Genomic DNA, 20,614 nt, shown 5'->3' on the forward strand with positions numbered 1-20,614 from the left:
CGAGCTTGCCAGCCAGGACGTGCGCCAGGCGGCCGATCATGGCGACTATTACGAAGGTGCAAACCGTCCGCAGTAATCGCGGCGGCCAGGAGGGCTCGCCGCATCTGATCCACCGCCGCGGCGACCCGTTTTGATGAAGGAGTTTTACAATGACCAAGACATTTATCGGCATCCTCGCCGCAGGCATGATTGCCTCGGCATCCTCTGCTATGGCTGGCGACGGCGAGTACTATGAAGGCGTAGCCAAGCGGCCCGCAGATGTCGTCGATCAGACGAGGACAGGCAGCATTCACGATCGCGGCGGAATAAAGTTCAAGACGTCGCGGGACAACCGCCTGCCGTTCGACGGCGAGGGAAATTACTATGAAGGTGCGCAGCGTCCCAACTGAGGCGCACCTGTAAAAACAGAAGACCAGCCGCGTGCGCGGCTGGTCTTCTGCAGTTCATTCAAGACACCGGCTGGACAGCGGGTCGCAATCGCCCTCCACCTGACGTGACGGCGTGGTCTCTCGGCAAGCCATCACGCAATAACGATAGTTCAACCGAGTATTCAAATCAACGAATCTTCCGGGTCCATGCAGGATTTCGCCGAGATACCCGGATGCCGCCCATCCTGGGCAAACCATCACATCCGTTTGATCTTGCTGCCCTACTTATGTGAACGGGAAACCTCATCTTTATCGGAACGATGTGGGGCGGAGTGTGTTCTCTCCTTTGCAAGCCGCGCCGAAGGCCTCGCTTGCAGTTATAAGAAGGAAAGGACAGGACATGAAAACCTATCTCACTTCCGGCATCGCCGCTGCCGTCATCGCATCTGCGACCTTTGCCGGCTCTGCCCTTGCTCAGTCGACGCAGTACGAGCCGTATGCGGAATCTCCGCCGAGCCTCGATGATACCCGCGTAGATACCATGTCGACGGGCAGCATCAACGGCGACCAAACCTGGATGATGCGCAGCCAGAACATGGGCGATACTACGGTCGATCGTTCGCAGGACACCGGCGACTATTACGAAGGCGCACTGCGCCCGACCAACTGATCGGTTCATTCAAGCCACCGTTCCCGCTCAGGTCGCATCCTTCGAGCGGGGTGAGAAAAAGCCGGCCCTCGCGCCGGCTTTTTTGTGCGCACTTTCCGCAGCGCCCTTTGCGCGCCGGGTACGGCCGCGGGCCACGCCGTCCGCTCGGCGGCGCATGAACCTTCGATGAATTAGCGGATCAGCGGAGGTTCACAGCCGCCGGCCTATCCTCCCCATCATGGTTTGGGGGAAGAGATATGTTCAAGCTGGCGCGCCGTCTCATCATCATCACCTTGCTCGGCACCAATTTCGCGCTCCTTTTCGGGATGCTGGCGAGCCAGTCAGGCCCGCGGATGCCGGGCTCCGAGCGCCTTCAGCCCCGCTCCTGCAGCACCTATCCATTGTTCTGCGGAGCCTCCCTATGATCCGGAGAAACCGCTTCCATAGGAGCCGCCGGCGGATGATGGCAACCGGCTTCCGGCTTGTGCTCGCGACCCTCATCCTCGTCGGGCCGTTGGCCGCGGTCGCCATCGGCACCAATGTTCAAGGGCTGGCGCCGAAACAGGGGGCGGGATTCGTGCTGTTCGTGAGCCTCCAGCGCCAGTCGATGAGTTGACGGCGGGCCATCGGATCGCGTCTTTTGCTTGTCAACGACTTCATCCTATAATGTCCCATGAGCAAACGAATCTTCTCCCTCTCGCCTCTTCCGTTCATCAGCCCGAGCCCCTACGAACCCCGCGTCTTCGACGACCCGGCTGAAGCCGTCGATGTGCTGACGGAGCTTTACGAGCGCAACACGCGCTTTCTCATCGATGCCTTCGGCGCGCTGGCGAACGGAAGTCCGGTAACGGGGCGGTACCGAGCCTGCTATCCCCAGGTGAGCATCGAGACGACCTCCTTCGGTCATGCCGATTCCCGCCTGTCCTATGGGCACGTCACCTCGCCGGGGATCTATACAACGACCATCACCCGGCCGAAGCTGTTCCGTCACTACCTGAAGGAACAGCTCGGTCTTTTGATGCGCAATCACAACGTGCCGGTCAGGGTGTCGGAGTCGACAACGCCGATCCCCCTGCACTTCGCCTTTGGCGAAGGCGCGCATGTGGAAGCATCGGCCACGGCGGGACTTGCGGACATCTCCCTGCGGGACCTCTTCGATACGCCGGACCTCAACAACACGGACGACCTGATCGCCAACGGCGAGTACGACCAGGTGACTGGCGAACCGGCCCCGCTTGCGCCGTTCACGGCGCAGCGCATCGACTATTCGCTCGCCCGCCTCAGCCACTACACCGCGACCAGCGCCGAGCATTTCCAGAATTTCGTGCTGTTCACCAACTACCAGTTCTATATCGACGAATTCGCCGCATGGGCGCGGGAACTGATGGCGAAGGGCGGCGAAGGCTATGATGCCTTCGTGGAGCCGGGCAATCTCCTCACCTATCCCGGGGCGCCGCGCGAGGATGCCGGGGTCGTCGGACGCCTGCCCCAGATGCCGGCGTACCACCTGAAGAAGAAGGGGCATGCCGGGATCACCCTCGTCAACATCGGCGTCGGTCCTTCAAACGCCAAGACGATCACCGACCACATTGCCGTGCTGCGCCCGCATGCCTGGCTGATGGTCGGCCACTGCGCCGGCCTGCGCAACAGCCAGCGGCTTGGCGACTATGTGCTGGCGCATGCCTATGTGCGCGAGGACCACGTGCTGGACGACGACCTGCCCGTCTGGGTCCCGATCCCCGCGCTCGCCGAGGTTCAACAGGCACTCGAGGATGCCGTGGAGGAGGTGACCGGCTACGAAGGCTTCGAGCTGAAGCGCATCATGCGCACGGGCACGGTCGCGACGATCGACAACCGGAACTGGGAACTGCGCGACCAGCGCGGCCCGGTGAAGCGGCTTTCGCAGTCGCGCGCCATTGCCCTCGACATGGAATCGGCGACGATCGCCGCAAACGGCTTCCGCTTCCGGGTGCCCTACGGCACGCTGCTCTGCGTGTCCGACAAGCCGCTGCACGGCGAGCTGAAGCTGCCGGGCATGGCGACCGCCTTCTATCGCACCCAGGTCAGCCAGCACCTGCAGATCGGCATCCGCGCCGTGCAGAAGCTCGCCGCAATGCCCATCGAGCGGCTGCACTCCCGAAAGCTCCGAAGCTTCTACGAAACGGCGTTCCAGTGACAACACGTCCCTCCGGGACTATATATTGGCGTAGATAAGCAGGAGGGTCCGATGCGCGCATCCTTGGACATTGATGACCGGCTGCTAAGCGAGGCGGAACGAATAACCGGGCTGCCAGCTGAGGCAACGGTGAAGGAAGCACTGCAGCGTCTTGTCGACAGCCATCGGCAGCACTCGGAATTCAGCAATGCTCCGCAAGCGACCTTCGAAGCTCTTGCCGCCGAATTCCGCGCCCTCGTCGCGGGCCGTACGCATACCCCGTCGGAAGAACTCATGCGTGAGGGGCGCAGTGAGCGGTGACGACACTCGTCGTCGATGCAAGCGTCGTCGTCAAATGGGTTGTCGATGAGCCCGGGACTGCGGAAGCTCTGGCACTACGCGCTCGCCACACGTTGACTGCGCCGGACCTTATCGTTTCCGAATGCGCGAATATCCTCTGGAAAAAGGTGCGGCGAGCGGAGCTATCAACGGCGGAAGCCCGATTTGCAGCACTGCTGCTGGAAAGCTCGGACTTGCATCTGCAGGCTACACTTCCTCTCCTCACGACCGCTACCGAGCTTGCTCTGTCACTCGATCATCCCGCTTATGACTGCATCTATATAGCACTGGCACTGCGAGAGGGATGCCAGCTTGTAACTGCCGATGAAACGCTTGTCCGGAAACTGCTGCAGCAACAGGATTCAGCTTTGCGAAATGTAGCCGTGCTGCTGCGCGACCTTGAGCCCTGAGCTCCCCCTTACTCCCTCACCGTATCGCGCAGGTGGTCGAGGGCCTTGCGGAGCTTGTCCGTCACCTCGTCCACTTCGGCGCGGCTGATGGTGAGCGCGGGGGATGCCAGCATGCGGTCGCCCGTGGCGCGCATGATCAGCCCGTTGTCGATGCAGTGGTTACGTACCAGTGTCCCGATATCGTCCGGCTTGGCGTAGCGCCGGCGGGTCGACTTGTCGGCGGCAAGCTGCAGCCCGCCCATCAGGCCGACGCTCTCGGCCTCGCCGACCACCTCGTGATCCTCCAGGCTCTTCCACGCGGCCGCGAAGTAGGGGCCGATGTCGTCACGCACCCGCTCCACCAGCCCCTCCTCCTCGATGATGCGCAGGTTCTCCAGCGCCGCGGCAGCACAGACCGGATGACCGGAATAGGTGAAGCCGTGGTAGAAGTCGCCCAGTTCTTCCACCATCACGTCGGCCACCCGGTCGCTTACCATCACGCCGCCGATCGGCAGGTAGCCGGAAGACAAGCCCTTGGCGATCGGCGCCAGATCCGGCTCGACGCCATAGTGCTGGTGACCGAACCATGTTCCGAGCCGGCCGAAGCCGCAGATCACCTCGTCCGAGACGAGCAGGACGTTGCGCTCCCGGCAGATGCGGGCAATTTCCGGCCAGTAGGTATCCGGCGGGATAATGACACCACCCGCCCCCTGGATCGGCTCGGCGACGAAGGCTGCAACATTGTCCTCGCCAAGTTCCTCGATCCTTTCCTCCAACTCGCGCGCCACTTTCAGGCCGAACTCCGCCGGCGTCAGGTCGCCGCCCTCGGCGTACCAGTAGGGCTGGTTGATGTGCGAGATGCCGGCGATCGGCAGGTTGCCCTGCTCGTGCATCCACTTCATGCCGCCAAGCGAAGCGCCGGCGACCGTCGAGCCGTGATAGGCGTTGCGGCGGGCGATCACCTGCGTCTTCTCCGGCTTGCCGAGCGCTCTCCAGTAGACCCGCGCCATGCGAAACCAGGTGTCGTTCGCTTCGGAGCCCGAGTTGGTGAAGAACACACGGTTGAGCTTGCCCCCCGCATGCGAGGCGATCTTCTGGGCAAGCAGCGTGGCAGGCGGCGTCGTCGTTCCGAAGAAGGTGTTGTAGTAGGGCAGATCCTGCATCTGACGGTAGGCGGCGTCGGAGATTTCTTTCCGGCCGTAGCCGACATTGACGCACCAGAGGCCGGCAAAGGCATCGAGATACATCCGTCCGGTACTGTCGAAGATGTAGACGCCCTCCGCCCTGTCGATGATGCGCGTTCCGGCCGCATTCAGCTTCTTCATGTCCGAGAAGGGATGCAGATGGTGGGCAGCGTCGATGGCGGAAAGGTTCGAGAGGGCGGGCATGTCGGTCATGGGGTGTTCCGGCGTCCAGATTGTCTGTCAAAGTCTTATCGGCTACGAACGGAACTCCGCAACTCCCTTCTGAAGACATCCCATGGCCGCCGAGACCGTCCCTCCCCGCATCGAAATCCTGGTCGTCGGCATGAACGGCGACCTGCGCGGCAAGCAGATTCCGCTGGAGGCGGAGAAAAAGGTGTGGGAGGGCACCGTCCGCCTTCCCTCTTCTACCCAATCCCTCGACATCTGGGGCGACGACAACGACGACATCACCGGGCTGTCGCTGTCCATCGGCGATCCGGACGGCGTCTGCATCCCCGACCGCCGCAGCCTTGCCCCCATGCCTTGGGCGACCGAAGGTTCACGGCAGGTGCTGTCAACCATGCACGAGCTCGACGGCAGCCCGAGCTTCATGGATCCGCGCGCCATCCTCTCCGCCATGCTCCAGCGCTACGAGGAGCGCGGGCTGACGCCTGTGGTGGCGACGGAGTTGGAGTTCTACGTGGTTGAGAAGGACTGGCGCGAGACCGGCAGGCCCCGCCCTCCGGAAAGCCTCACCTGGCGAGGGCAACCCAACGGCTTCCAGCTCTACGACATGGGCGCCGTGGATGCCCTGGAGGACTATCTGCAGACCGTGCGGGCCTGGGCGAAGGTCCAGGGTTTGCCCGCGGACGCCACCACCGCGGAGTTCGGGCCGGGCCAGTTCGAGATCAACCTCCTGCACCGGCCGGATGCGCTGGCTGCAGCCGACGACTGCATCTACCTGAAGCGCATCGCGGAGCAGGCGGCAAAGCGCCACGGGCTCAAATCCACCTGCATGGCGAAGCCCTACGCCGAGCATGCCGGTTCAGGACTGCACGTCCATGCGAGCGTCATCGACCGCGACGGCAACAACATCCTCGACGCGGCGGGCGGCGAGCCGCTGCTTTTGAAGTCGGTCTGTGCCGGCATGCTCGACACGATGCGCGAGGCGCAGCTGATCTTCGCGCCCTTCGCCAATTCCTATCGCCGTTTCCAGCCCGGTTCCTTCGCGCCCGTCGACATAGACTGGGGCTATGGCCACCGGGGCACGGCGGTACGGATACCGGACAGGGACGGGCCGGCAGCACGCATCGAGCACCGCGTTGCCGGCGCCGATGCCAATCCCTATCTGCTTTTGACGGCAATCCTGGGCGGGATGCTGCTGGGGATCGAGCGGACGCTTGATCCCGGTCCCGCGACCGAGCCGGGCGGGGCCGCGCCGGGCAACCGCCGCCTGACGCACGACTTCGTTACCGCCGTGGAGGATTTCGCGGGCTCCGCCTTCATCCGCGATATCTTCGGCGAGCGTTATCAGAAGCTCTATGGCGACACGAAGCGTAAGGAAGCGCTCGCCTATCTGCGAGCCGTCTCGGACTTCGACTATCGAACCTACCTGCCGCGCATCTGAAGGATCAGATGCCGCTGCCCTGTTCCTCCCGCTCAGCCTCTCCCGGCTGGCGCGGCACCAGGACCTTCAGTTCGCCGGCATGGATTCTCAGCTTCACGTCGCGATCCATGGGCAGCAATTCGCCGTCGATCACGCAGCGTACGTCGTGCCGTTCGCGCGGAAAATGAAGCTCCACCTCGGTGGTGGTCATCGCCGTGACCGACTCGTTTTCCTTTAGCCGGCCCCGCAGGATGTCGTAGGCGAGCTGGGCGACACCCCCGGGCGTCAGCGGGTCTGCGATGTAGAAGCCGAGATGCCCGCCCGTCACATCGGGGGCGACGAGAAGCGGATCCTGCCCGAATTCGTTGTTGGAGACCGAGATGGCGGAGACCTTGCGATGTCCCGCCGCGCCGTCGGCATTGAACTCGACTTCGAATTCCGGCGGGTTGAACATCACGCCGAAGGCGGCCCGGGTGCTGGCCCGGATCTTGCCCAGCCGCGAACCGAAGGTCATCGAGTTCCGGTAGCGCACCATGCGCGCGTGCAGCCCGGCGGAGAACTGGTGGATGAAACTCTTTCCGTTGGCGCTGGCGATATCGACCTGCTCGACCTTCCCCTGCGCCAGGACGTCGAGAACATTCCAGATATCGAGCGGCAGCTTGAGGGAGCGGGCGAAGAGGTTCATGGTCCCGGCGGGGACGATGCCGAGCGTCAGCCCGTTGCGCCATGTGATATCTGCCGCCGCCGAGATCGTGCCGTCGCCGCCGCCAGCGATCAGGCCCTCGACGCCGGCGATGGCCGCGACCCGCTGCATCGTCGATACGACATCCTCGCCCGAGACGACATGGCATTCAATCTGATGGCCGGCTTCCTGGAACACTTCGGCCGCGTGAGCGGCATAGGCGTCCATGTCTGTTGTCTTGAAGGTACCGCCATCGCGGTTGAAGACGGCAACAAGGTTCATCTGGCGCTTTCGCTTTGCCTGCAGGTCAGCCCGCCGAACAACGAGCAATATCAGAAATGGTTGCTCTGCAGCTCCTTCGCTAGCAGATGGCCGAAGATTTCCGGTGACTGAGGCCTTTCTGAAACGGTGGATTATCCTTGGTTCAGGCAGCAGCCGGCTGGGTCTCCGGCTCCGGCTTCACGACCGTCTTCTCACCGTTTCGGCAGAGAACGTGCTGCTTGCCCCAGGCATGCAGAGCCGCCACCACAGGCTCAAGGCTCTGCCCCAGCGGCGTCAGCGCGTAGTCGACCCGCGGCGGCACCACCGGGAAGATGGTGCGGGTGATGAGCTCCGCCTGCTCCAGTTCCCGCAACTGCTTTGTCAGCATGCGCTGGGTAACCGACGGAATGCGACGCCGCAGCTCGTTGAACCGCAACGTTCCGTCTGTGAGGAGATGATAGAGGATCACACCCTTCCACTTGCCGTCGAGGAAGCTCAGCGTCGATTCCACCGGACATCCGGGGAAGTTGCCGGTCAGCTTGGCGCGGGGACGGGACATCGACAGTATCCTTTTCGTTACTAGGTGCCGGAAATGTGCATTCTTGCGGTTCGGGAGCATAGGCTGCAACTATGGGGCACGCAATCAACGAACAGGGAGAGCCGCATGCGCGCCGTCGCCTTCAACAAACCCCAACCCATCGACGCGGATACCGCACTCATCGACATCGATCTGCCCATGCCGGAAGCTATCGGTCACGATCTCCTGGTCGAGATCAGGGCAGTTTCCGTCAACCCGGTGGACACAAAAGTCCGGGGCTCGGCAACGGTGGAGGACGGGCAGTACCGGGTGCTGGGATATGACGCGGCGGGTGTCGTCAAGGCGGTCGGAAGCGAGGTCACCATCTTCAGGCCTGGCGATGAGGTCTTCTATGCAGGTGCCGTCAATCGGCAAGGCACCAATGCGGAGTATCACCTCGTTGACGAGCGCATCGTCGGCAGGAAGCCCGCAACCCTCAGCTTCGCGGAGGCTGCCGCCCTGCCGCTGACCGCCATCACGGCCTATGAAGCCATGTTCCACCGCATGAAGGTGCAGGACCCGGTTCCCGGTGCCGCCAATGCGATCCTCATCATCGGCGGCGCCGGCGGGGTCGGCTCGATCGCGATCCAGCTGGCGCGCGAGTTGAGCGGCCTGACGATCATCGCCACCGGATCCAGGCCGGAAACCCAGGACTGGATCCGGCAACTCGGGGCCCATCACGTGGTCGATCACAGCAGGCCGCTGGCGCCGCAGGTCGAGGCTCTGGGCATCGGCGCGCCGGCCTTCGTCTTCTCCACCACCCAGACGGAAAAGCATGTCGCCGACATCCTGGAGCTCATCGCACCGCAGGGACGCTTCTCGCTGATCGACGACCCGAAGGAACCGATGGACCTGCGCCCGTTCAAGCGCAAGTCACTCTCGATCCACTGGGAGATGATGTTCGCGCGGCCCCTCTGGCAGACCGCGGACATGGTCGAACAGCACAAGCTCCTGAACCATGTGGCGGAGTTGGTGGATTCTGGCCGGATCAGGACGACCTTGGCGGACACCTACGGGACGATCAATGCCGCCAATCTGAAGCGTGCGCATGCGATGATCGAGAGCGGACGCGCCAAGGGCAAGATCGTCCTGTCCGGGTTCTAGCTCTCGCGTTCACGCGCCGGCGGCAACTTCAGCGGGCCGCCGGTCTTCACGCTGCGGATGGCGAAATTCGATTGGATGTCGGTGACCTGCGGCAGCACCAGCAGCTTTTCGGTAAGCAGTCGTTCGTAGGCGGCAAGGTTCTCCACGACGACCTCCGCCAGGAAGTCCGCCTGGCCGGAGATCATGTGGCAGGCGATAACTTCCGGTATGTCCAGCAGTGCCTGTTCCAGCGCCTTGGCGTTCTCGCGGGTGTGACGGATAACCTTGAAGGCGACGAAGATCGTCAGTTCGAGGCCGACCGCCCGCCTGTCGATCTCGGCACGATATCCACGGACAATGCCCGCTTCTTCCAGCATTCTCGTGCGACGCAAGCAGGGTGACGGCGACAGGTTGACCCGTTCGGCTACGTCCACATTGGAGGCGCGCGCGTCTTCTTGCAGGGCATTCAGGATAGCAATGTCGAAGACATCCAGTTTTGGCATTGTTACCCTGTTGACGAGGCTCGTCCGCAATATTCTGCCAAAACTATGTCTGCTGGAGGCGGACTTAGCAAGGACTGGCTCCGCAGTAGCCGCTATTCTGTTGCTCCGATAGCAGGGAGATTGGAAATGGCAACGACCGCACCCACGACTGCGAGCGGTTCGGCGGCGCCCGGCGCGGCGGCGGCCCTGTCGGTAGTCGGCATATGGGCCACGTGGCTGATCTCGATGCGCTACAGCAAGGGCGGCATGCTGACGCCTCTCGACCTTAGCCTTCTGCGCTTCGGCATCCCGGCGCTGGTTCTCTCGCCCTTCCTCCTCCGTACCGGGCTGTGGCCGCGCCGTGCAGGCACGCTACCGCTGCTCCTGATGATCGTGGGGGCCGGTGCGCCTTTCTTCCAGGTTGCCGCTTTCGGCCTCCTGGCCACTCCCGCCTCAGCGGCGGGCGTGCTCCTGCCCGGAACCATGCCGCTCGCTACGGCGCTGATCGGAATGCTGGTGCTCGGGGAAAGCCCGGACAGGCTGCGGCAGGCCGGCATGCTGGCGATCCTCGCCGGAGGTCTGCTGCTTCTCGTCGGCACGTCCTCCGGTACGACGCTGGGCTGGCGAAGCTATCTGGTCCTGCCGTTCGGGGCGATCCTTTGGGCGATCTACACGCACGCCTTTCGCAAGTCGGGGCTGAGCGCCTTCGAAGCCGGCGCGCTGATCTGCTTCTGGTCGACGGTGATCAATCTGCCGCTCATTCCGCTGCTGGGCTCGAACCTCGTGGTGGCGCCCATGTCAGAGATCGCCCTGCAGATTATCCCGCAAGGCCTGCTCTCGGGACTGCTTGCGACGATCCTTTACGGTGTTGCAGTGCGGATGCTGGGAGCCACGAAGGCTGCGGCCTACACGGCCGTCACCCCGGTTGCGGCAGCCATAGGCGGTGCCGCCCTGCTCGGGGAGACCTTGGATGGGCTGACGATCGCGGCGACCGTCGTAACCGGCGTTGGCGTGCTGTTGTCAACGGGATTGCTGTCGACGCGGCGCCCGTGAGGTGACAAGCCTTTCCCGGTCAGGCCTGCAGAACGACGACGCGGTCTCCGACATTGACCCTGTTGTAGAGGTCGATCACGTCATGGTTCATCATGCGCACGCAGCCGCTCGACATCGCATGGCCGATGGTCTGCGGCTGGTTGGTGCCGTGGATGCGGAAATGCGTGTCGTTGCCGTTGCGGTAGAGATAGATGGCGCGGGCACCGAGAGGATTGTTCGGGCCGCCCGGCACACCGGCAGCATATTTCAGGTTCTTCTCAGGCTCGCGGCGGATCATGTTCGCCGTCGGCGTCCAGTTCGGCCATTCCGCCTTGCGCCCGACATAGGCGGTGCCTGACAAGGCGAGCCCCGCGCGGCCGACCCCCACGCCGTAGCGCATGGCCTGGCCGTTTTCCATGATGTAGTAGAGGCGGCGGGCCGGCGTATCGACGACGATCGTCCCCGGCTTGTGCGTCGTCTCGTAGGCCACGACCTGGCGGCGCAGTTCCGGCTTGATCTTGTCGAGCGGAACCGCCCTCAGCGGAAACTGCTCGTCCGGCAAAGCGGCATAATTCGCGCGGTGATCGACACCGCTCGACGCGCATCCGGTGACGAAGAGCGGCAGTCCGAGCAGAAACCCGCGGCGGGAAAGCGACATGAATCGTGTCCTTGATGTGTCGTTTCGGTGTCCGGAAGTTACGGAGATTATGGTTAACGGAGGGTTTAGACCAGCCGGACGCCTCCACACGCTTGCGTGATCGATCCGACGCCGCAGCGACGAGGGCCCGCTCATCGCAAGCCCTCGCCGTCCCATGCCGCAGGAAAATCAGATTCCTTCGATCGGGTGCAGCCAGCCGTGCTGGTCGTTGCCCTGGCCGCGCTGGATGCCGACCAGCGCCTGGCGCAGTTTCGTGGTGACCGGGCCGGTTTCGCCGGTGCCGATCTGGAATTCGCCACCCTTGAACTTGACCGTGCCGATGCCGGCGACAACGGCGGCGGTGCCGCAGGCAAAGGCCTCCCTGAGCCTGCCGCTTGCCGCATCCGCCCTCCATTCCTCGAAAGAATACTGCTTTTCCTCCACGACGATGCCTTCGTCGCGCGCCAGTTGGATCAGCGACTTGCGGGTAATGCCCGGCAGGATCGTGCCGCCGAGCGGCGGCGTGAGGACCGAGCCATCGTCCATCACGAAGAAGACGTTCATGCCGCCCAGTTCCTCGACCCAGCGATGCTCCGCGGCATCCAGGAAGACGACCTGGTCGCAGCCATGTTCGACGGCCTCCGCCTGGGCCACCAGGCTTGCGGCATAATTCCCACCGCACTTGGCCGCCCCGGTACCGCCGAGCGCGGCCCGCGTGAAATTCTCCGAAACCCAGATCTTCACCGGCTTGGCGCCGCCCTTGAAGTAGGGGCCGACCGGGGAGGCGATGACGCAGAAGATGTATTCCTTCGACGGACGGACACCGAGGAAGGTCTCGCTGGCGAACATGAAGGGACGCAAATAGAGGCTGCCCTCGCCTTCCGGGATCCACTTCGCGTCGATGCGGACGAGCTTTTCCACTGCGTCGAGGAAGGCCTGCTCCGGCAGCTCCGGCATCGCCATCCGGCGGGCCGACTCGTTGAAACGGCGGGCATTCTCCTCCGGCCGGAACAGCACGACGCGACCATCTGCGGCACGGTAGGCCTTCATCCCCTCGAAGATCTCCTGGGCGTAATGCAGGACGCTGGAGGCGGGGTCGATCGGGAACGGGGCCCGCGCCGTGATCTCGCCGGAGTGCCAGCCCTTCTCGCTCGTCCAGCGGATAACGGCCATGTGGTCGGAGAAGAGCGTGCCGAAGCCGAGGTTCTCGAAGGCCTTGAGGCGGTCGGATTCGGCGAGCGGTTTCTGGTTGGGCTTGACGTCGAATGTAAGGGCAGTTGAAGCTGGCATGGACTGTCGATCTTCCGAATGGTCTGAAAACGGTGGCTGCAAACTGCTCTTTCGACCGGCATTTTACAAGTCGTGAAATCGGCGGGCGGTACGGCGCCAGTGTCGAGAACCGTAGGAGCCCCCAGGCTCGCCAGCCTTCGGCAATGCCCGCATTGGTAGCTGCATCGACTGATGTTATTGTTGATGAAACAGGGAGCGGCCGATGCGCACGACAATTACGATCGACGACGAATTGCTGCAGACGGCGAGGGAGTTTACGGGCATTCACGAAACACCGATATTGGTGCGCCTTGCCCTGCAGGAAATGGTACAAAGAGAGGCCGCACGCCGCCTTTCGAGGCTGGGGGGCAGTCAGCCGGATTTCAAGGCGGCTCCCCGCCATCGACCTGACGACCAATGATCCTCATTGACACGAACATCTGGGCGGATCACATCGCCAAACCTATCCCGCTGATGAACGAGTTGGTCGAGACGGAAGAGGTTTGCTCTCATCCACACGTCATCGGCGAACTGGCGCTCGGCAACCTGCGACAGTTCGATCTGGTCATCCGCTTCCTGAAAAATCTGCGGCAGGTCAAACTCGCCGAGGAAGACGAAGTCCTGCACCTTATCAAATCTCACCGATTGTCCGGAACAGGCATCGGCTATACCGATGCCCACCTGCTTGCATCGCTTCTTCTGGAAACGAACGCGCGTCTGTGGACGCGTGACAAGCGTCTCGGTGCTGTGGCTCAACGCTTCGGCTTCGCATACTCGCCTTGATCGTCGGCATCAAGAGGCAGCACGTCCTGGGTCCGGCACATGGCATTCAACCATGCACCGGCTCCTTCACTCCACCTACATGCTCGGATAGACCGGCCCCTCGCCGCCCTGCGGCGGAACCCAGTTGATGTTCTGGTTGGGATCCTTGATGTCGCAGGTCTTGCAGTGGACGCAGTTCTGGGCGTTGATCACATAGACCTGCTCACCATCCTTCTCGACCCACTCATAGACGCCGGCCGGACAGTAGCGCGTCGAGGGACCGGCATAGACGCCGAGTTCGGAGCGCTTCTGCAGATCCATGTCCTTCACCTGCAGGTGAACCGGCTGGTCTTCCTCGTGGTTGGTGTTCGACAGGAAGACCGAGGAGAGACGGTCGAAGGTCAGCACGCCGTCCGGCTTCGGATAGGCGATCGGCTTGTGCTTGGCAGCCGGCTCGAGGCTCTCCGCATCGGTCTTGCCGTGCTTCAGCGTGCCGAAGAAGGAGAAGCCGAAGAGCTGGTTCGTCCACATGTCGAGGCCGCCGAGCGCCACGCCGAGGCCGGTGCCGAAGCGCGACCACAGCGGCTTGACGTTCCTGACGCGCTTCAGGTCCTTGCCGATGGCACCGTCGCGCCATTCATTCTCGATCTCCGCCACCTCGTCGTTGGCGCGCCCAGCGGCGATGGCGTCGGCGATCTTCTCCGCCGCCAGCATGCCGGAAAGCACGGCGTTGTGGCTGCCCTTGATGCGCGGCACGTTGACCATGCCGGCCGAACAGCCTATCAGGGCGCCGCCCGGGAAGGTAAGCTTCGGCACCGACTGATAACCGCCCTCGGTGATCGCACGGGCACCATAGGAGATGCGCTTGGCGCCCTCGAACGTGCCGCGGATCGCCTCATGCGTCTTGAAGCGCTGGAACTCCTCGAAGGGATAGAGATAGGGATTCTTGTAGTTCAGGTGGACCACGAAACCTACGGCAACCAGGTTGTCGTGCAGGTGATAGAGGAAGGATCCCCCGCCGGTCTTCAGGCCCAGAGGCCAGCCGAAGGAATGCTGCACGAGGCCTGGCTTGTGGTTTTCTGGCCTGACCTCCCAGAGCTCCTTGAGGCCGATGCCGTATTTCTGCGGCTCGCGGTCCTTCTGCAGATGGAAGCGGGCGATCAACTGCTTCGCAAGCGACCCGCGCACACCTTCGCCGATCAGCACGTACTTTCCGTGCAGTTCCATGCCGCGCGTGAAGTTCGGGCCAGGCTCGCCGTTCCGCTCGATGCCCATGTCGCCGGTCGCGACACCGCGCACCGCGCCGTTTTCGTCGTACAGAACCTCCGTCGCAGCGAAGCCAGGATAGATCTCGACGCCCAGCGCCTCGGCCTTCTCCGCAAGCCAGCGACAGACGAGGCCGAGCGACACGATGTAATTGCCGTGGTTGTTCATCAGCGGCGGCATCAGCGCGTTCGGCAGGCGAACCGATCCCGCGGGGCCGAGGAACAGGAACTGGTCGTCGGTCACCGGCGTGGTGAAGGGGTTCCCCTCCTCCTCGCGCCAACCGGGAAGCAGCCGGTCGATGCCGATCGGATCGACCACGGCACCCGACAGAATGTGGGCGCCGACCTCGGACCCCTTCTCCAGAACGACAACGGAAAGCTCGGGATTGACCTGTTTCAGCCGGATCGCCGCCGACAGGCCCGCCGGCCCGGCTCCGACGACAACGACATCGAATTCCATGCTTTCCCGTTCGGGCAGTTCCATTTGCTCGCTCATCACCTACTCCGCTTGCCGGCCCCACTCCGGCATCAGTTGTCTGACAACCTCATTGGCAAAAGCCGGCGCAGTTGTCGACCTCCAAAGCGACGGCTCCTCCCGCTTTCCGGCGGCCCGCGTCACTTACCTTTACGTGAACGTAAGAATAACGGCGTGCTCCCGAAAATCAAGTTGCCGTGGCTGCCCCCGATTCCCACGCCTTGCTCATTTCAGCCGCCCTGCTAAGACCAGGCGAACCTCCTTCCGACAGAGCAGCCTGCATGACCTTAACACAGCCCGCCGTTCCGACGCGCCAGGAACTTCACCGGCACCTGAGCGCCCTCCATCCGGACCTCGGCGTTCTTTCCGATCGGGACCTTGCCGGTCGCCATCCGGGAGAACATGCGGATAACTTCGGGGCGGGCGTCATGGCGCAGCCGGCCACCACGGAAGCGGCGGCGGCACTTGTTTCCTGGTGCCGGGCTCACGACGTCCCGATCGTTCCCCAGGGAGGGCGCACCGGCCTCGTCGGCGGCAATATCAGTCAGACCGGCGAGGTCATCCTGTCGGCCGGGCGCCTCAACCGCATCCGATCCATCGAACCCGAAGAGATGACCGCGACGGTAGAGGCCGGCGTGACATTGGAGGCCCTGCAGCAGGCGGCGGCGGAACACGGCCTCACCACCGGCATCGACCTCGGCTCGCGCGGCTCTGCCACCATCGGCGGCATGGTGTCGACCAATGCCGGCGGCATCCTCGCCTTCCGCAACGGCGTGATGCGCCACCAGGTGCTGGGCCTGGAAGCCGTCCTGCCGTCCGGGGAGATCTTCTCGGATCTGACACGCATGGTGAAGGTCTCGGCGGGGCCGGACCTGAAGCAGTTGTTCATCGGCGGCGAAGGCGCCTTCGGCTTCGTCACCAAGATCGTGGTGAAACTCGAGCCGCAGCGCCCGCACCGTGCGACCGCCCTTATGGGCGTGGCGGATGCGATGACGGCATTGGCCGTCATCCGCCGGCTCCGCGCCCTGCCCGGCGTGACCCTCGAAGCGGCGGAAATGATGTGGCCACGCTATATCCGCGACCATGCGCGCCTCAAGGGCCTCGACCTCTCCTGGCTGGAAGAGGACGCGGCGGCACTGCTCATAGAAATCTCGGGGGAGAGTGTCGATGTTGCGGCGGCAGCGCTGGAAGAACAGCTCTCGGAACTGTGGGAGCCGCTGGGGCTCAGGGGCGGCATCGTTGCCCAATCGCTCGACCAGGCGCGCCGGTTCTGGGACGTCCGGGAGGATTCCGGCTTCTACTACGCCGAAATTCCCGACGCGGCTTCGTTCGACGTCTCCGTTCCGCCGACATATCTCGACAGCTATGTCGCGCAACTGGAGAAGCGGCTGAAGGCCATCGATCCGACCTATGCAGCTTACGTCTACGGCCACATCGCCGACGGCAACCTGCACCTGACGCTGATCAAGCGGGGACCGCTCCCGGAGCAGGAACTCCGTGCCCTGGAAGATGCCGTCTACACCGGCATACGCGAGGCCGGCGGCAGCTTCTCGGCCGAACACGGCGTCGGCCGGGAAAAGCGCTACGGCTACGAGACCTTCACCTCACCGGAAAAGCAGGCGCTCGCCCGGACGCTGAAGAACGCGCTCGACCCGAAGGGCCTGTTCAATCCGGGCAAGGTACCGTTCTGACGGTACCACTCACCGCGGCTGGTCGTTGCCCTTGAACTTCCGGGGCTTGCCTCCATCCGGCTGGGGCTTGCTTCCGAACGCCTTGCCGCCGGCATCCTTGCCCGAAGGCTTGCCCTTGAACGGCTTGTCTCCGAACGGCTTGCCGCCACTCTTCTTGTAAGGCTTTTCGAAGGCCACGCCGGAGCGGTTGTCGCTTCGGGCAGGCTTACCCTTGCCGAAGCCGCCCTTCGGCTTCGGATCGCCCCAGACCTCGTCGTCAATGCTGCGCACGTCGCGCTGCGCGTCGCCGAACTTGGCCTTCGGCTTCCAGTCCTTGCGCGGGGCATCGCCCGCCGCCTGGTCGCGGAAGGGCTTTTCCCTGCCGCCGCGCTCGGTGCCGTCAGCGGATTTCCCGCCCTTCCACGGCTTGTCCATGCGCGGACCCTCGCGGCGCGAGAAACCCTCGTCGTCACTTCCCCGCGAGAACTTGCTGAAGTCCGGCGCCTGGTCGAGGCGGGTCACGCGGATGCCGCGGTCCATCATCCGGTCCTTGCCGAGCTTCGCCATGAAGCGTTCGGCATGGTCGGCGGCGATCTCCACATAAGTCTCGTCGGCCTGCATCTTGATCGCGCCGATCTCGTTCTTGCTGAGATCGCCATTGCGGCAGATGGTCGGGATCAGCCAGCGCGGCTCGGCGCGCTGCTTGCGGCCGACGGAGAGGGAGAACCAGACGGCCGGGCCGAAATCGCCACGCGGCGTCGGCGGCCGCGACGCGGGATCTCCCTGGCTTGCGTCGCGCGGCTTGCGGGAGCCGCCATCCAGCGAGACCGGCAGCAGGTCTTCCGGCGCGGCGTTCTTCGCGCGGTGGAGGTTGACGAAAGCAGCAGCAAGCTTTTCCGCACCATAGGTTTCCACCAAGCGTGCGATCAGGTCCTGCTCCTCTTCGCGCGGCGCCTCCGCGAACACCGGGTCGGCAAGCAGACGCTCCTGGTCGCGCGCGATCACCTCGTCGGCAGACGGCGGATGCGCCCAGGTCGGCGTCACGTCGGCGCCTGCCAGCAGGCGCTCTGCCTTGCGACGCTGGTTGACAGGCACGATCAGCGCGCTGACGCCCTTGTTGCCGGCGCGGCCCGTGCGGCCCGAGCGGTGCAGCAACGTCTCCGAATTGGTCGGCAGGTCGGCATGGATGACGAGGTCGAGGCCGGGAAGGTCGATACCGCGGGCGGCAACGTCGGTGGCGATGCAGACGCGGGCGCGGCCGTCGCGCATCGCCTGCAGCGCATGGGTGCGCTCGTTCTGCGTCAACTCGCCGGAAAGCGCCACGACGTCGAAATTGCGGTTGTTGAAGCGCGCCGTCAGGTGGTTTACCGCCGCACGGGTCGAGCAGAAGACGATGGCGTTCTTCGCATCATAGAAGCGCAGCGCGTTGATGATGGCATTCTCCCGGTCAGACGGCGCGACGAGCAGCGCCCGGTACTCGATGTCCGCGTGCTGCTTTTCCTCGGTCGTGGTCGAGATGCGCACCGCGTCGCGCTGGTAGCGCTTTGCGAGCTTGGCGATCCCCGAGGGCACGGTGGCGGAGAACATCAGCGTCCGCCGGCCTTCGGGTGCTGCGTCGAGAATGAACTCCAAGTCCTCGCGGAAGCCGAGGTCGAGCATCTCGTCGGCCTCGTCGAGCACCGCGACCCGGAGCTGCGACATGTCGAGCGCATTGCGGCGGATGTGGTCGCAAATGCGGCCCGGCGTACCGATGACGATATGGGCGCCGCGTTCCAGCGCCCGCCGCTCACTGCGGATGTCCATGCCGCCGACGCAGCTTGCGATCACCGCGCCAGTCATCTCGTAGAGCCAGGTGAGCTCGCGGTTGACCTGCATGGCGAGTTCGCGGGTCGGAGCGATCACCAGCGCCAGCGGTGCGCCGGCACGGTCGAAGCGCTCGCCGTCGTCCAGCAGCGTCGGCGCCATGGCAATGCCGAAGGCGACGGTCTTGCCGGAACCGGTCTGGGCGGATACGAGCGCGTCTGCCGTCCGGAGCGCCGGGTCGAGCATGGATTGCTGCACGGGAGTAAGCGTCGCGTAACCGCGTTTCGCCAATGCCTTGGCGATCGCCGGAACGGCGCCTTCGTAGTCGGTCATCTTTGTCTGGTCTTTCGGATGTTTCGTGCGCCGCGGCGCGTGGCTGCAACTCTCGCAGCTCTACATGGCGCCGTTCCTACTGACGGAAAGGGTAAATGTCAAAGAGAGACGCCAGGTTTCACCGCAACGGGCTTTGCAATCGCCCACCACCTTGCTAGCGTCCCGCACCACGTCGATACAGCATTGGAAGGACATCACCATGGATCTCGGACTGGCCGGCAAGCGCGCGCTCGTTCTCGCCTCTTCAAGGGGCCTCGGCCTCGGCATCGCCAAGGCCCTCGCAGACGAAGGCGCGCATGTCCTGCTCTGCGGCCGCAGCGGCGACAAGCTGAAGGCCAATGCCGAGGCCATCAACGCAGCGGGCAAGGGGAAGGCCGACTGGGTGGAGGCCGATCTCGCCGACGCCCATTTCGTCGATGCGATGCTGAAAGCCGTCCACGAGAAGCTCGGCGGCATCGACATCCTCGTCAACAATACCGGCGGTCCGACGCCGGGCATGGCCGAGGAGATGGACGCCGAAAAGCTCTACAACTTCTTCCAGTCCATGGTGGTCCGCGTCATCACGCTCACCAATGCGCTGCTGCCGCTGATGAAGACGCAAGGTTTCGGCCGCATCCTCACCGTCGCCTCCTCCGGCGTCTTCGAACCAATCCCGAACCTCGCGCTCTCCAACACCCTGCGCGGCGCACTGGTGGGCTGGAACAAGACGCTGGCGACCGAGGTCGCATCCTACGGCGTCACGTCGAACATGATCCTGCCCGGCCGCATCCACACCGACCGCATCGACGAGCTCGACGGCGCCAATGCGAAGCGCCAGGGCAAATCGATCGAGGAGATCCGCGCCGCCTCCGTCAAGTCGATCCCCGCCGGACGCCTCGGCAAGGTGGAGGAATTCGCCGCCGCCGCCGCCTTCCTCTGCTCGGTCCCGGCAAGCTACGTCACCGGCACGATGTTGCGGGTGGACGGCGGCGCCTCGAAGTCGATCTGACGCTTCCCGTCCCGTGCGGAGAAACAGCCGCGCGGGACTTGACGAATATCAAGACCTTGCGAAATCCCTGGAATCCAACCTCGTCTCTGCTAATGTCGGTGCGACAAATTGCTCCATGGGAGGGAAGCTTGGAGAAGATCAGGAACTGGATGGCCGCGGCAGGGTTTGCGATCATCGTCGTCGGCCTCGCCTGGGTCGGCCATGGCACGGGCATCATCCGCCTCCCCGCCACGGACTTCATGAGCGAGCTCAGCGTCTGGACGATCAACGGCTCGCTGGTGGTCGCCTTCGGCCTGATCGTGCTCATCGGCTCATGGAAGCTGCTGCGCGACGAACCGCACGGCCCCGGCTTCGGCGACGATCATTTCCTGGAAGAATCCTGATCCGCCCTTTTGCGCAGGAGGACCTCCGATGAAGCGCCTCGGCATCGTGATCGGCACCCTCGCCATTCTCATGGGCCTCCTCTGGATGGCCCAGGGCAGCGGCATCTTCCCCTATCCCGCCTCAAGCTTCATGATCGACCAGTCGCCCTGGATCCTCTACGGCGCGATCCTGGCGCTGGCGGGGTTGGTGCTGGCGTGGTGGGCGCGGCGCGGGTGAGAAGG

General features: G+C 64.0%; 24 protein-coding genes. 16 read left to right on the top strand and 8 right to left on the bottom strand.

Annotated elements, in window-relative coordinates:
• Window positions 1-149 precede the first annotated feature (149 nt).
• The 7 genes from RTCK_RS03310 to RTCK_RS03340 all read left to right on the top strand — a co-directional run bounded on the left by RTCK_RS03310 (window position 150) and on the right by RTCK_RS03340 (window position 3,921).
• Entirely contained in the window at window positions 150-389 is a 240-nt protein-coding gene (locus RTCK_RS03310) for a hypothetical protein (RefSeq protein WP_142591596.1), read from the top strand.
• 379 nt (window positions 390-768) lie between these two features.
• Entirely contained in the window at window positions 769-1,038 is a 270-nt protein-coding gene (locus tag RTCK_RS03315) for a hypothetical protein (RefSeq protein ID WP_142521293.1), read from the top strand.
• A gap of 236 nt (window positions 1,039-1,274) precedes the next feature.
• Window positions 1,275-1,442, top strand: a complete 168-nt coding sequence (locus tag RTCK_RS03320) for a hypothetical protein (RefSeq protein WP_185927892.1) — start codon at window positions 1,275-1,277, stop codon at window positions 1,440-1,442.
• The gene (locus tag RTCK_RS03325) at window positions 1,439-1,633 is read left to right on the top strand and encodes a hypothetical protein (RefSeq protein ID WP_142521294.1); all 195 of its coding nucleotides are present in this window, start codon (window positions 1,439-1,441) and stop codon (window positions 1,631-1,633) included. Before RTCK_RS03320 ends, RTCK_RS03325 begins: the two co-directional genes overlap by 4 nt.
• A 57-nt stretch (window positions 1,634-1,690) precedes the next feature.
• Window positions 1,691-3,193: an AMP nucleosidase gene (gene amn / locus RTCK_RS03330; protein WP_142591598.1), complete on the top strand. Its 1,503-nt coding sequence runs from the start codon at window positions 1,691-1,693 to the stop codon at window positions 3,191-3,193.
• Window positions 3,194-3,244: 51 nt separating this feature from the next.
• The gene (locus RTCK_RS03335; RefSeq protein ID WP_142521296.1) at window positions 3,245-3,493 is read left to right on the top strand and encodes a type II toxin-antitoxin system VapB family antitoxin; all 249 of its coding nucleotides are present in this window, start codon (window positions 3,245-3,247) and stop codon (window positions 3,491-3,493) included.
• A complete protein-coding gene (locus RTCK_RS03340) occupies window positions 3,490-3,921 on the top strand; it encodes a type II toxin-antitoxin system VapC family toxin (protein ID WP_142591600.1) in 432 nt (143 codons plus the stop codon). Before RTCK_RS03335 ends, RTCK_RS03340 begins: the two co-directional genes overlap by 4 nt.
• A gap of 8 nt (window positions 3,922-3,929) precedes the next feature.
• Here RTCK_RS03340 and RTCK_RS03345 read toward each other — a convergent pair whose 3' ends face one another.
• Window positions 3,930-5,297 (bottom strand): aspartate aminotransferase family protein, encoded by a 1,368-nt coding sequence (locus RTCK_RS03345; protein ID WP_142591602.1) that lies wholly within the window; start codon window positions 5,295-5,297, stop codon window positions 3,930-3,932.
• 82 nt (window positions 5,298-5,379) lie between these two features.
• Here RTCK_RS03345 and RTCK_RS03350 point away from each other — a divergent pair, with 82 nt between their 5' ends.
• A complete protein-coding gene (locus RTCK_RS03350; RefSeq protein WP_142591604.1) occupies window positions 5,380-6,711 on the top strand; it encodes a glutamine synthetase family protein in 1,332 nt (443 codons plus the stop codon).
• 4 nt (window positions 6,712-6,715) lie between these two features.
• Here RTCK_RS03350 and RTCK_RS03355 read toward each other — a convergent pair whose 3' ends face one another.
• Together RTCK_RS03355 and RTCK_RS03360 are read right to left on the bottom strand one after the other, a co-directional pair.
• On the bottom strand, window positions 6,716-7,654 hold the full coding sequence (locus tag RTCK_RS03355; RefSeq protein WP_142591606.1) for a diacylglycerol/lipid kinase family protein: 939 nt from the start codon (window positions 7,652-7,654) through the stop codon (window positions 6,716-6,718).
• A 142-nt stretch (window positions 7,655-7,796) separates the two neighbouring features.
• The gene (locus RTCK_RS03360) at window positions 7,797-8,192 is read right to left on the bottom strand and encodes a winged helix-turn-helix transcriptional regulator (protein WP_142591608.1); all 396 of its coding nucleotides are present in this window, start codon (window positions 8,190-8,192) and stop codon (window positions 7,797-7,799) included.
• Between the two features lie 105 nt (window positions 8,193-8,297).
• On the opposite strand from RTCK_RS03360, the gene RTCK_RS03365 reads away from it, so the two are divergent.
• The gene (locus tag RTCK_RS03365; protein WP_142591610.1) at window positions 8,298-9,314 is read left to right on the top strand and encodes a zinc-binding alcohol dehydrogenase family protein; all 1,017 of its coding nucleotides are present in this window, start codon (window positions 8,298-8,300) and stop codon (window positions 9,312-9,314) included.
• On the opposite strand, the gene RTCK_RS03370 is transcribed toward RTCK_RS03365, so the two are convergent.
• Window positions 9,311-9,796: an Lrp/AsnC family transcriptional regulator gene (locus RTCK_RS03370; protein WP_142591612.1), complete on the bottom strand. Its 486-nt coding sequence runs from the start codon at window positions 9,794-9,796 to the stop codon at window positions 9,311-9,313. The genes RTCK_RS03365 and RTCK_RS03370 overlap by 4 nt on opposite strands.
• Before the next feature lie 126 nt (window positions 9,797-9,922).
• Here RTCK_RS03370 and RTCK_RS03375 point away from each other — a divergent pair, with 126 nt between their 5' ends.
• A complete protein-coding gene (locus tag RTCK_RS03375; protein WP_142591614.1) occupies window positions 9,923-10,828 on the top strand; it encodes a DMT family transporter in 906 nt (301 codons plus the stop codon).
• 19 nt (window positions 10,829-10,847) lie between these two features.
• Here RTCK_RS03375 and RTCK_RS03380 read toward each other — a convergent pair whose 3' ends face one another.
• A complete protein-coding gene (locus tag RTCK_RS03380; RefSeq protein ID WP_142521305.1) occupies window positions 10,848-11,465 on the bottom strand; it encodes a L,D-transpeptidase in 618 nt (205 codons plus the stop codon).
• 168 nt (window positions 11,466-11,633) lie between these two features.
• Window positions 11,634-12,734: a branched-chain amino acid aminotransferase gene (locus RTCK_RS03385; protein WP_142591616.1), complete on the bottom strand. Its 1,101-nt coding sequence runs from the start codon at window positions 12,732-12,734 to the stop codon at window positions 11,634-11,636.
• Between the two features lie 202 nt (window positions 12,735-12,936).
• Here RTCK_RS03385 and RTCK_RS03390 point away from each other — a divergent pair, with 202 nt between their 5' ends.
• Complete coding sequence (locus RTCK_RS03390; RefSeq protein ID WP_142521307.1) at window positions 12,937-13,134, top strand: type II toxin-antitoxin system VapB family antitoxin; 198 nt, start codon at window positions 12,937-12,939, stop codon at window positions 13,132-13,134.
• Window positions 13,131-13,496, top strand: coding sequence for a type II toxin-antitoxin system VapC family toxin (locus tag RTCK_RS03395; protein WP_142521308.1), 366 nt, complete (start codon window positions 13,131-13,133; stop codon window positions 13,494-13,496). Before RTCK_RS03390 ends, RTCK_RS03395 begins: the two co-directional genes overlap by 4 nt.
• A gap of 75 nt (window positions 13,497-13,571) precedes the next feature.
• On the opposite strand, the gene RTCK_RS03400 is transcribed toward RTCK_RS03395, so the two are convergent.
• On the bottom strand, window positions 13,572-15,236 hold the full coding sequence (locus RTCK_RS03400) for an electron transfer flavoprotein-ubiquinone oxidoreductase (protein ID WP_142591618.1): 1,665 nt from the start codon (window positions 15,234-15,236) through the stop codon (window positions 13,572-13,574).
• A gap of 260 nt (window positions 15,237-15,496) precedes the next feature.
• Here RTCK_RS03400 and RTCK_RS03405 point away from each other — a divergent pair, with 260 nt between their 5' ends.
• Window positions 15,497-16,906 carry an FAD-binding oxidoreductase gene (locus RTCK_RS03405; RefSeq protein ID WP_142591620.1) on the top strand — a complete coding sequence of 470 codons (1,410 nt, stop codon included), beginning with the start codon at window positions 15,497-15,499 and terminating at the stop codon, window positions 16,904-16,906.
• Window positions 16,907-16,915: 9 nt separating this feature from the next.
• Here RTCK_RS03405 and RTCK_RS03410 read toward each other — a convergent pair whose 3' ends face one another.
• The gene (locus RTCK_RS03410; RefSeq protein WP_142591622.1) at window positions 16,916-19,021 is read right to left on the bottom strand and encodes a DEAD/DEAH box helicase; all 2,106 of its coding nucleotides are present in this window, start codon (window positions 19,019-19,021) and stop codon (window positions 16,916-16,918) included.
• Window positions 19,022-19,220: 199 nt separating this feature from the next.
• Here RTCK_RS03410 and RTCK_RS03415 point away from each other — a divergent pair, with 199 nt between their 5' ends.
• The 3 genes from RTCK_RS03415 to RTCK_RS03425 all read left to right on the top strand — a co-directional run bounded on the left by RTCK_RS03415 (window position 19,221) and on the right by RTCK_RS03425 (window position 20,609).
• On the top strand, window positions 19,221-20,009 hold the full coding sequence (locus RTCK_RS03415; RefSeq protein ID WP_142591624.1) for an SDR family oxidoreductase: 789 nt from the start codon (window positions 19,221-19,223) through the stop codon (window positions 20,007-20,009).
• Window positions 20,010-20,137: 128 nt separating this feature from the next.
• Window positions 20,138-20,392, top strand: a complete 255-nt coding sequence (locus RTCK_RS03420; RefSeq protein WP_142591626.1) for a hypothetical protein — start codon at window positions 20,138-20,140, stop codon at window positions 20,390-20,392.
• Between the two features lie 28 nt (window positions 20,393-20,420).
• A complete protein-coding gene (locus RTCK_RS03425; RefSeq protein WP_142521314.1) occupies window positions 20,421-20,609 on the top strand; it encodes a hypothetical protein in 189 nt (62 codons plus the stop codon).
• Window positions 20,610-20,614 lie beyond the last annotated feature (5 nt).

The organism is Pseudorhizobium endolithicum (genome assembly GCF_902153245.2).
Taxonomy (GTDB): domain Bacteria; phylum Pseudomonadota; class Alphaproteobacteria; order Rhizobiales; family Rhizobiaceae; genus Neorhizobium; species Neorhizobium endolithicum.

Coding starts and splice junctions, on each gene's coding strand:
- RTCK_RS03335 (WP_142521296.1), top strand. CDS start 3,245: ATGCGCGCATCCTTGGACATTGATGACCGGCTGCTAAGCGAGGCGGAA.
- RTCK_RS03345 (WP_142591602.1), bottom strand. CDS start 5,297: ATGACCGACATGCCCGCCCTCTCGAACCTTTCCGCCATCGACGCTGCC.
- RTCK_RS03370 (WP_142591612.1), bottom strand. CDS start 9,796: ATGCCAAAACTGGATGTCTTCGACATTGCTATCCTGAATGCCCTGCAA.
- RTCK_RS03325 (WP_142521294.1), top strand. CDS start 1,439: ATGATCCGGAGAAACCGCTTCCATAGGAGCCGCCGGCGGATGATGGCA.
- RTCK_RS03415 (WP_142591624.1), top strand. CDS start 19,221: ATGGATCTCGGACTGGCCGGCAAGCGCGCGCTCGTTCTCGCCTCTTCA.
- RTCK_RS03410 (WP_142591622.1), bottom strand. CDS start 19,021: ATGACCGACTACGAAGGCGCCGTTCCGGCGATCGCCAAGGCATTGGCG.
- RTCK_RS03365 (WP_142591610.1), top strand. CDS start 8,298: ATGCGCGCCGTCGCCTTCAACAAACCCCAACCCATCGACGCGGATACC.
- RTCK_RS03360 (WP_142591608.1), bottom strand. CDS start 8,192: ATGTCCCGTCCCCGCGCCAAGCTGACCGGCAACTTCCCCGGATGTCCG.
- RTCK_RS03400 (WP_142591618.1), bottom strand. CDS start 15,236: ATGAGCGAGCAAATGGAACTGCCCGAACGGGAAAGCATGGAATTCGAT.
- RTCK_RS03380 (WP_142521305.1), bottom strand. CDS start 11,465: ATGTCGCTTTCCCGCCGCGGGTTTCTGCTCGGACTGCCGCTCTTCGTC.
- RTCK_RS03390 (WP_142521307.1), top strand. CDS start 12,937: ATGCGCACGACAATTACGATCGACGACGAATTGCTGCAGACGGCGAGG.
- RTCK_RS03385 (WP_142591616.1), bottom strand. CDS start 12,734: ATGCCAGCTTCAACTGCCCTTACATTCGACGTCAAGCCCAACCAGAAA.
- amn (WP_142591598.1), top strand. CDS start 1,691: ATGAGCAAACGAATCTTCTCCCTCTCGCCTCTTCCGTTCATCAGCCCG.
- RTCK_RS03320 (WP_185927892.1), top strand. CDS start 1,275: ATGTTCAAGCTGGCGCGCCGTCTCATCATCATCACCTTGCTCGGCACC.
- RTCK_RS03395 (WP_142521308.1), top strand. CDS start 13,131: ATGATCCTCATTGACACGAACATCTGGGCGGATCACATCGCCAAACCT.
- RTCK_RS03350 (WP_142591604.1), top strand. CDS start 5,380: ATGGCCGCCGAGACCGTCCCTCCCCGCATCGAAATCCTGGTCGTCGGC.
- RTCK_RS03310 (WP_142591596.1), top strand. CDS start 150: ATGACCAAGACATTTATCGGCATCCTCGCCGCAGGCATGATTGCCTCG.
- RTCK_RS03425 (WP_142521314.1), top strand. CDS start 20,421: ATGAAGCGCCTCGGCATCGTGATCGGCACCCTCGCCATTCTCATGGGC.
- RTCK_RS03405 (WP_142591620.1), top strand. CDS start 15,497: ATGACCTTAACACAGCCCGCCGTTCCGACGCGCCAGGAACTTCACCGG.
- RTCK_RS03375 (WP_142591614.1), top strand. CDS start 9,923: ATGGCAACGACCGCACCCACGACTGCGAGCGGTTCGGCGGCGCCCGGC.
- RTCK_RS03355 (WP_142591606.1), bottom strand. CDS start 7,654: ATGAACCTTGTTGCCGTCTTCAACCGCGATGGCGGTACCTTCAAGACA.
- RTCK_RS03315 (WP_142521293.1), top strand. CDS start 769: ATGAAAACCTATCTCACTTCCGGCATCGCCGCTGCCGTCATCGCATCT.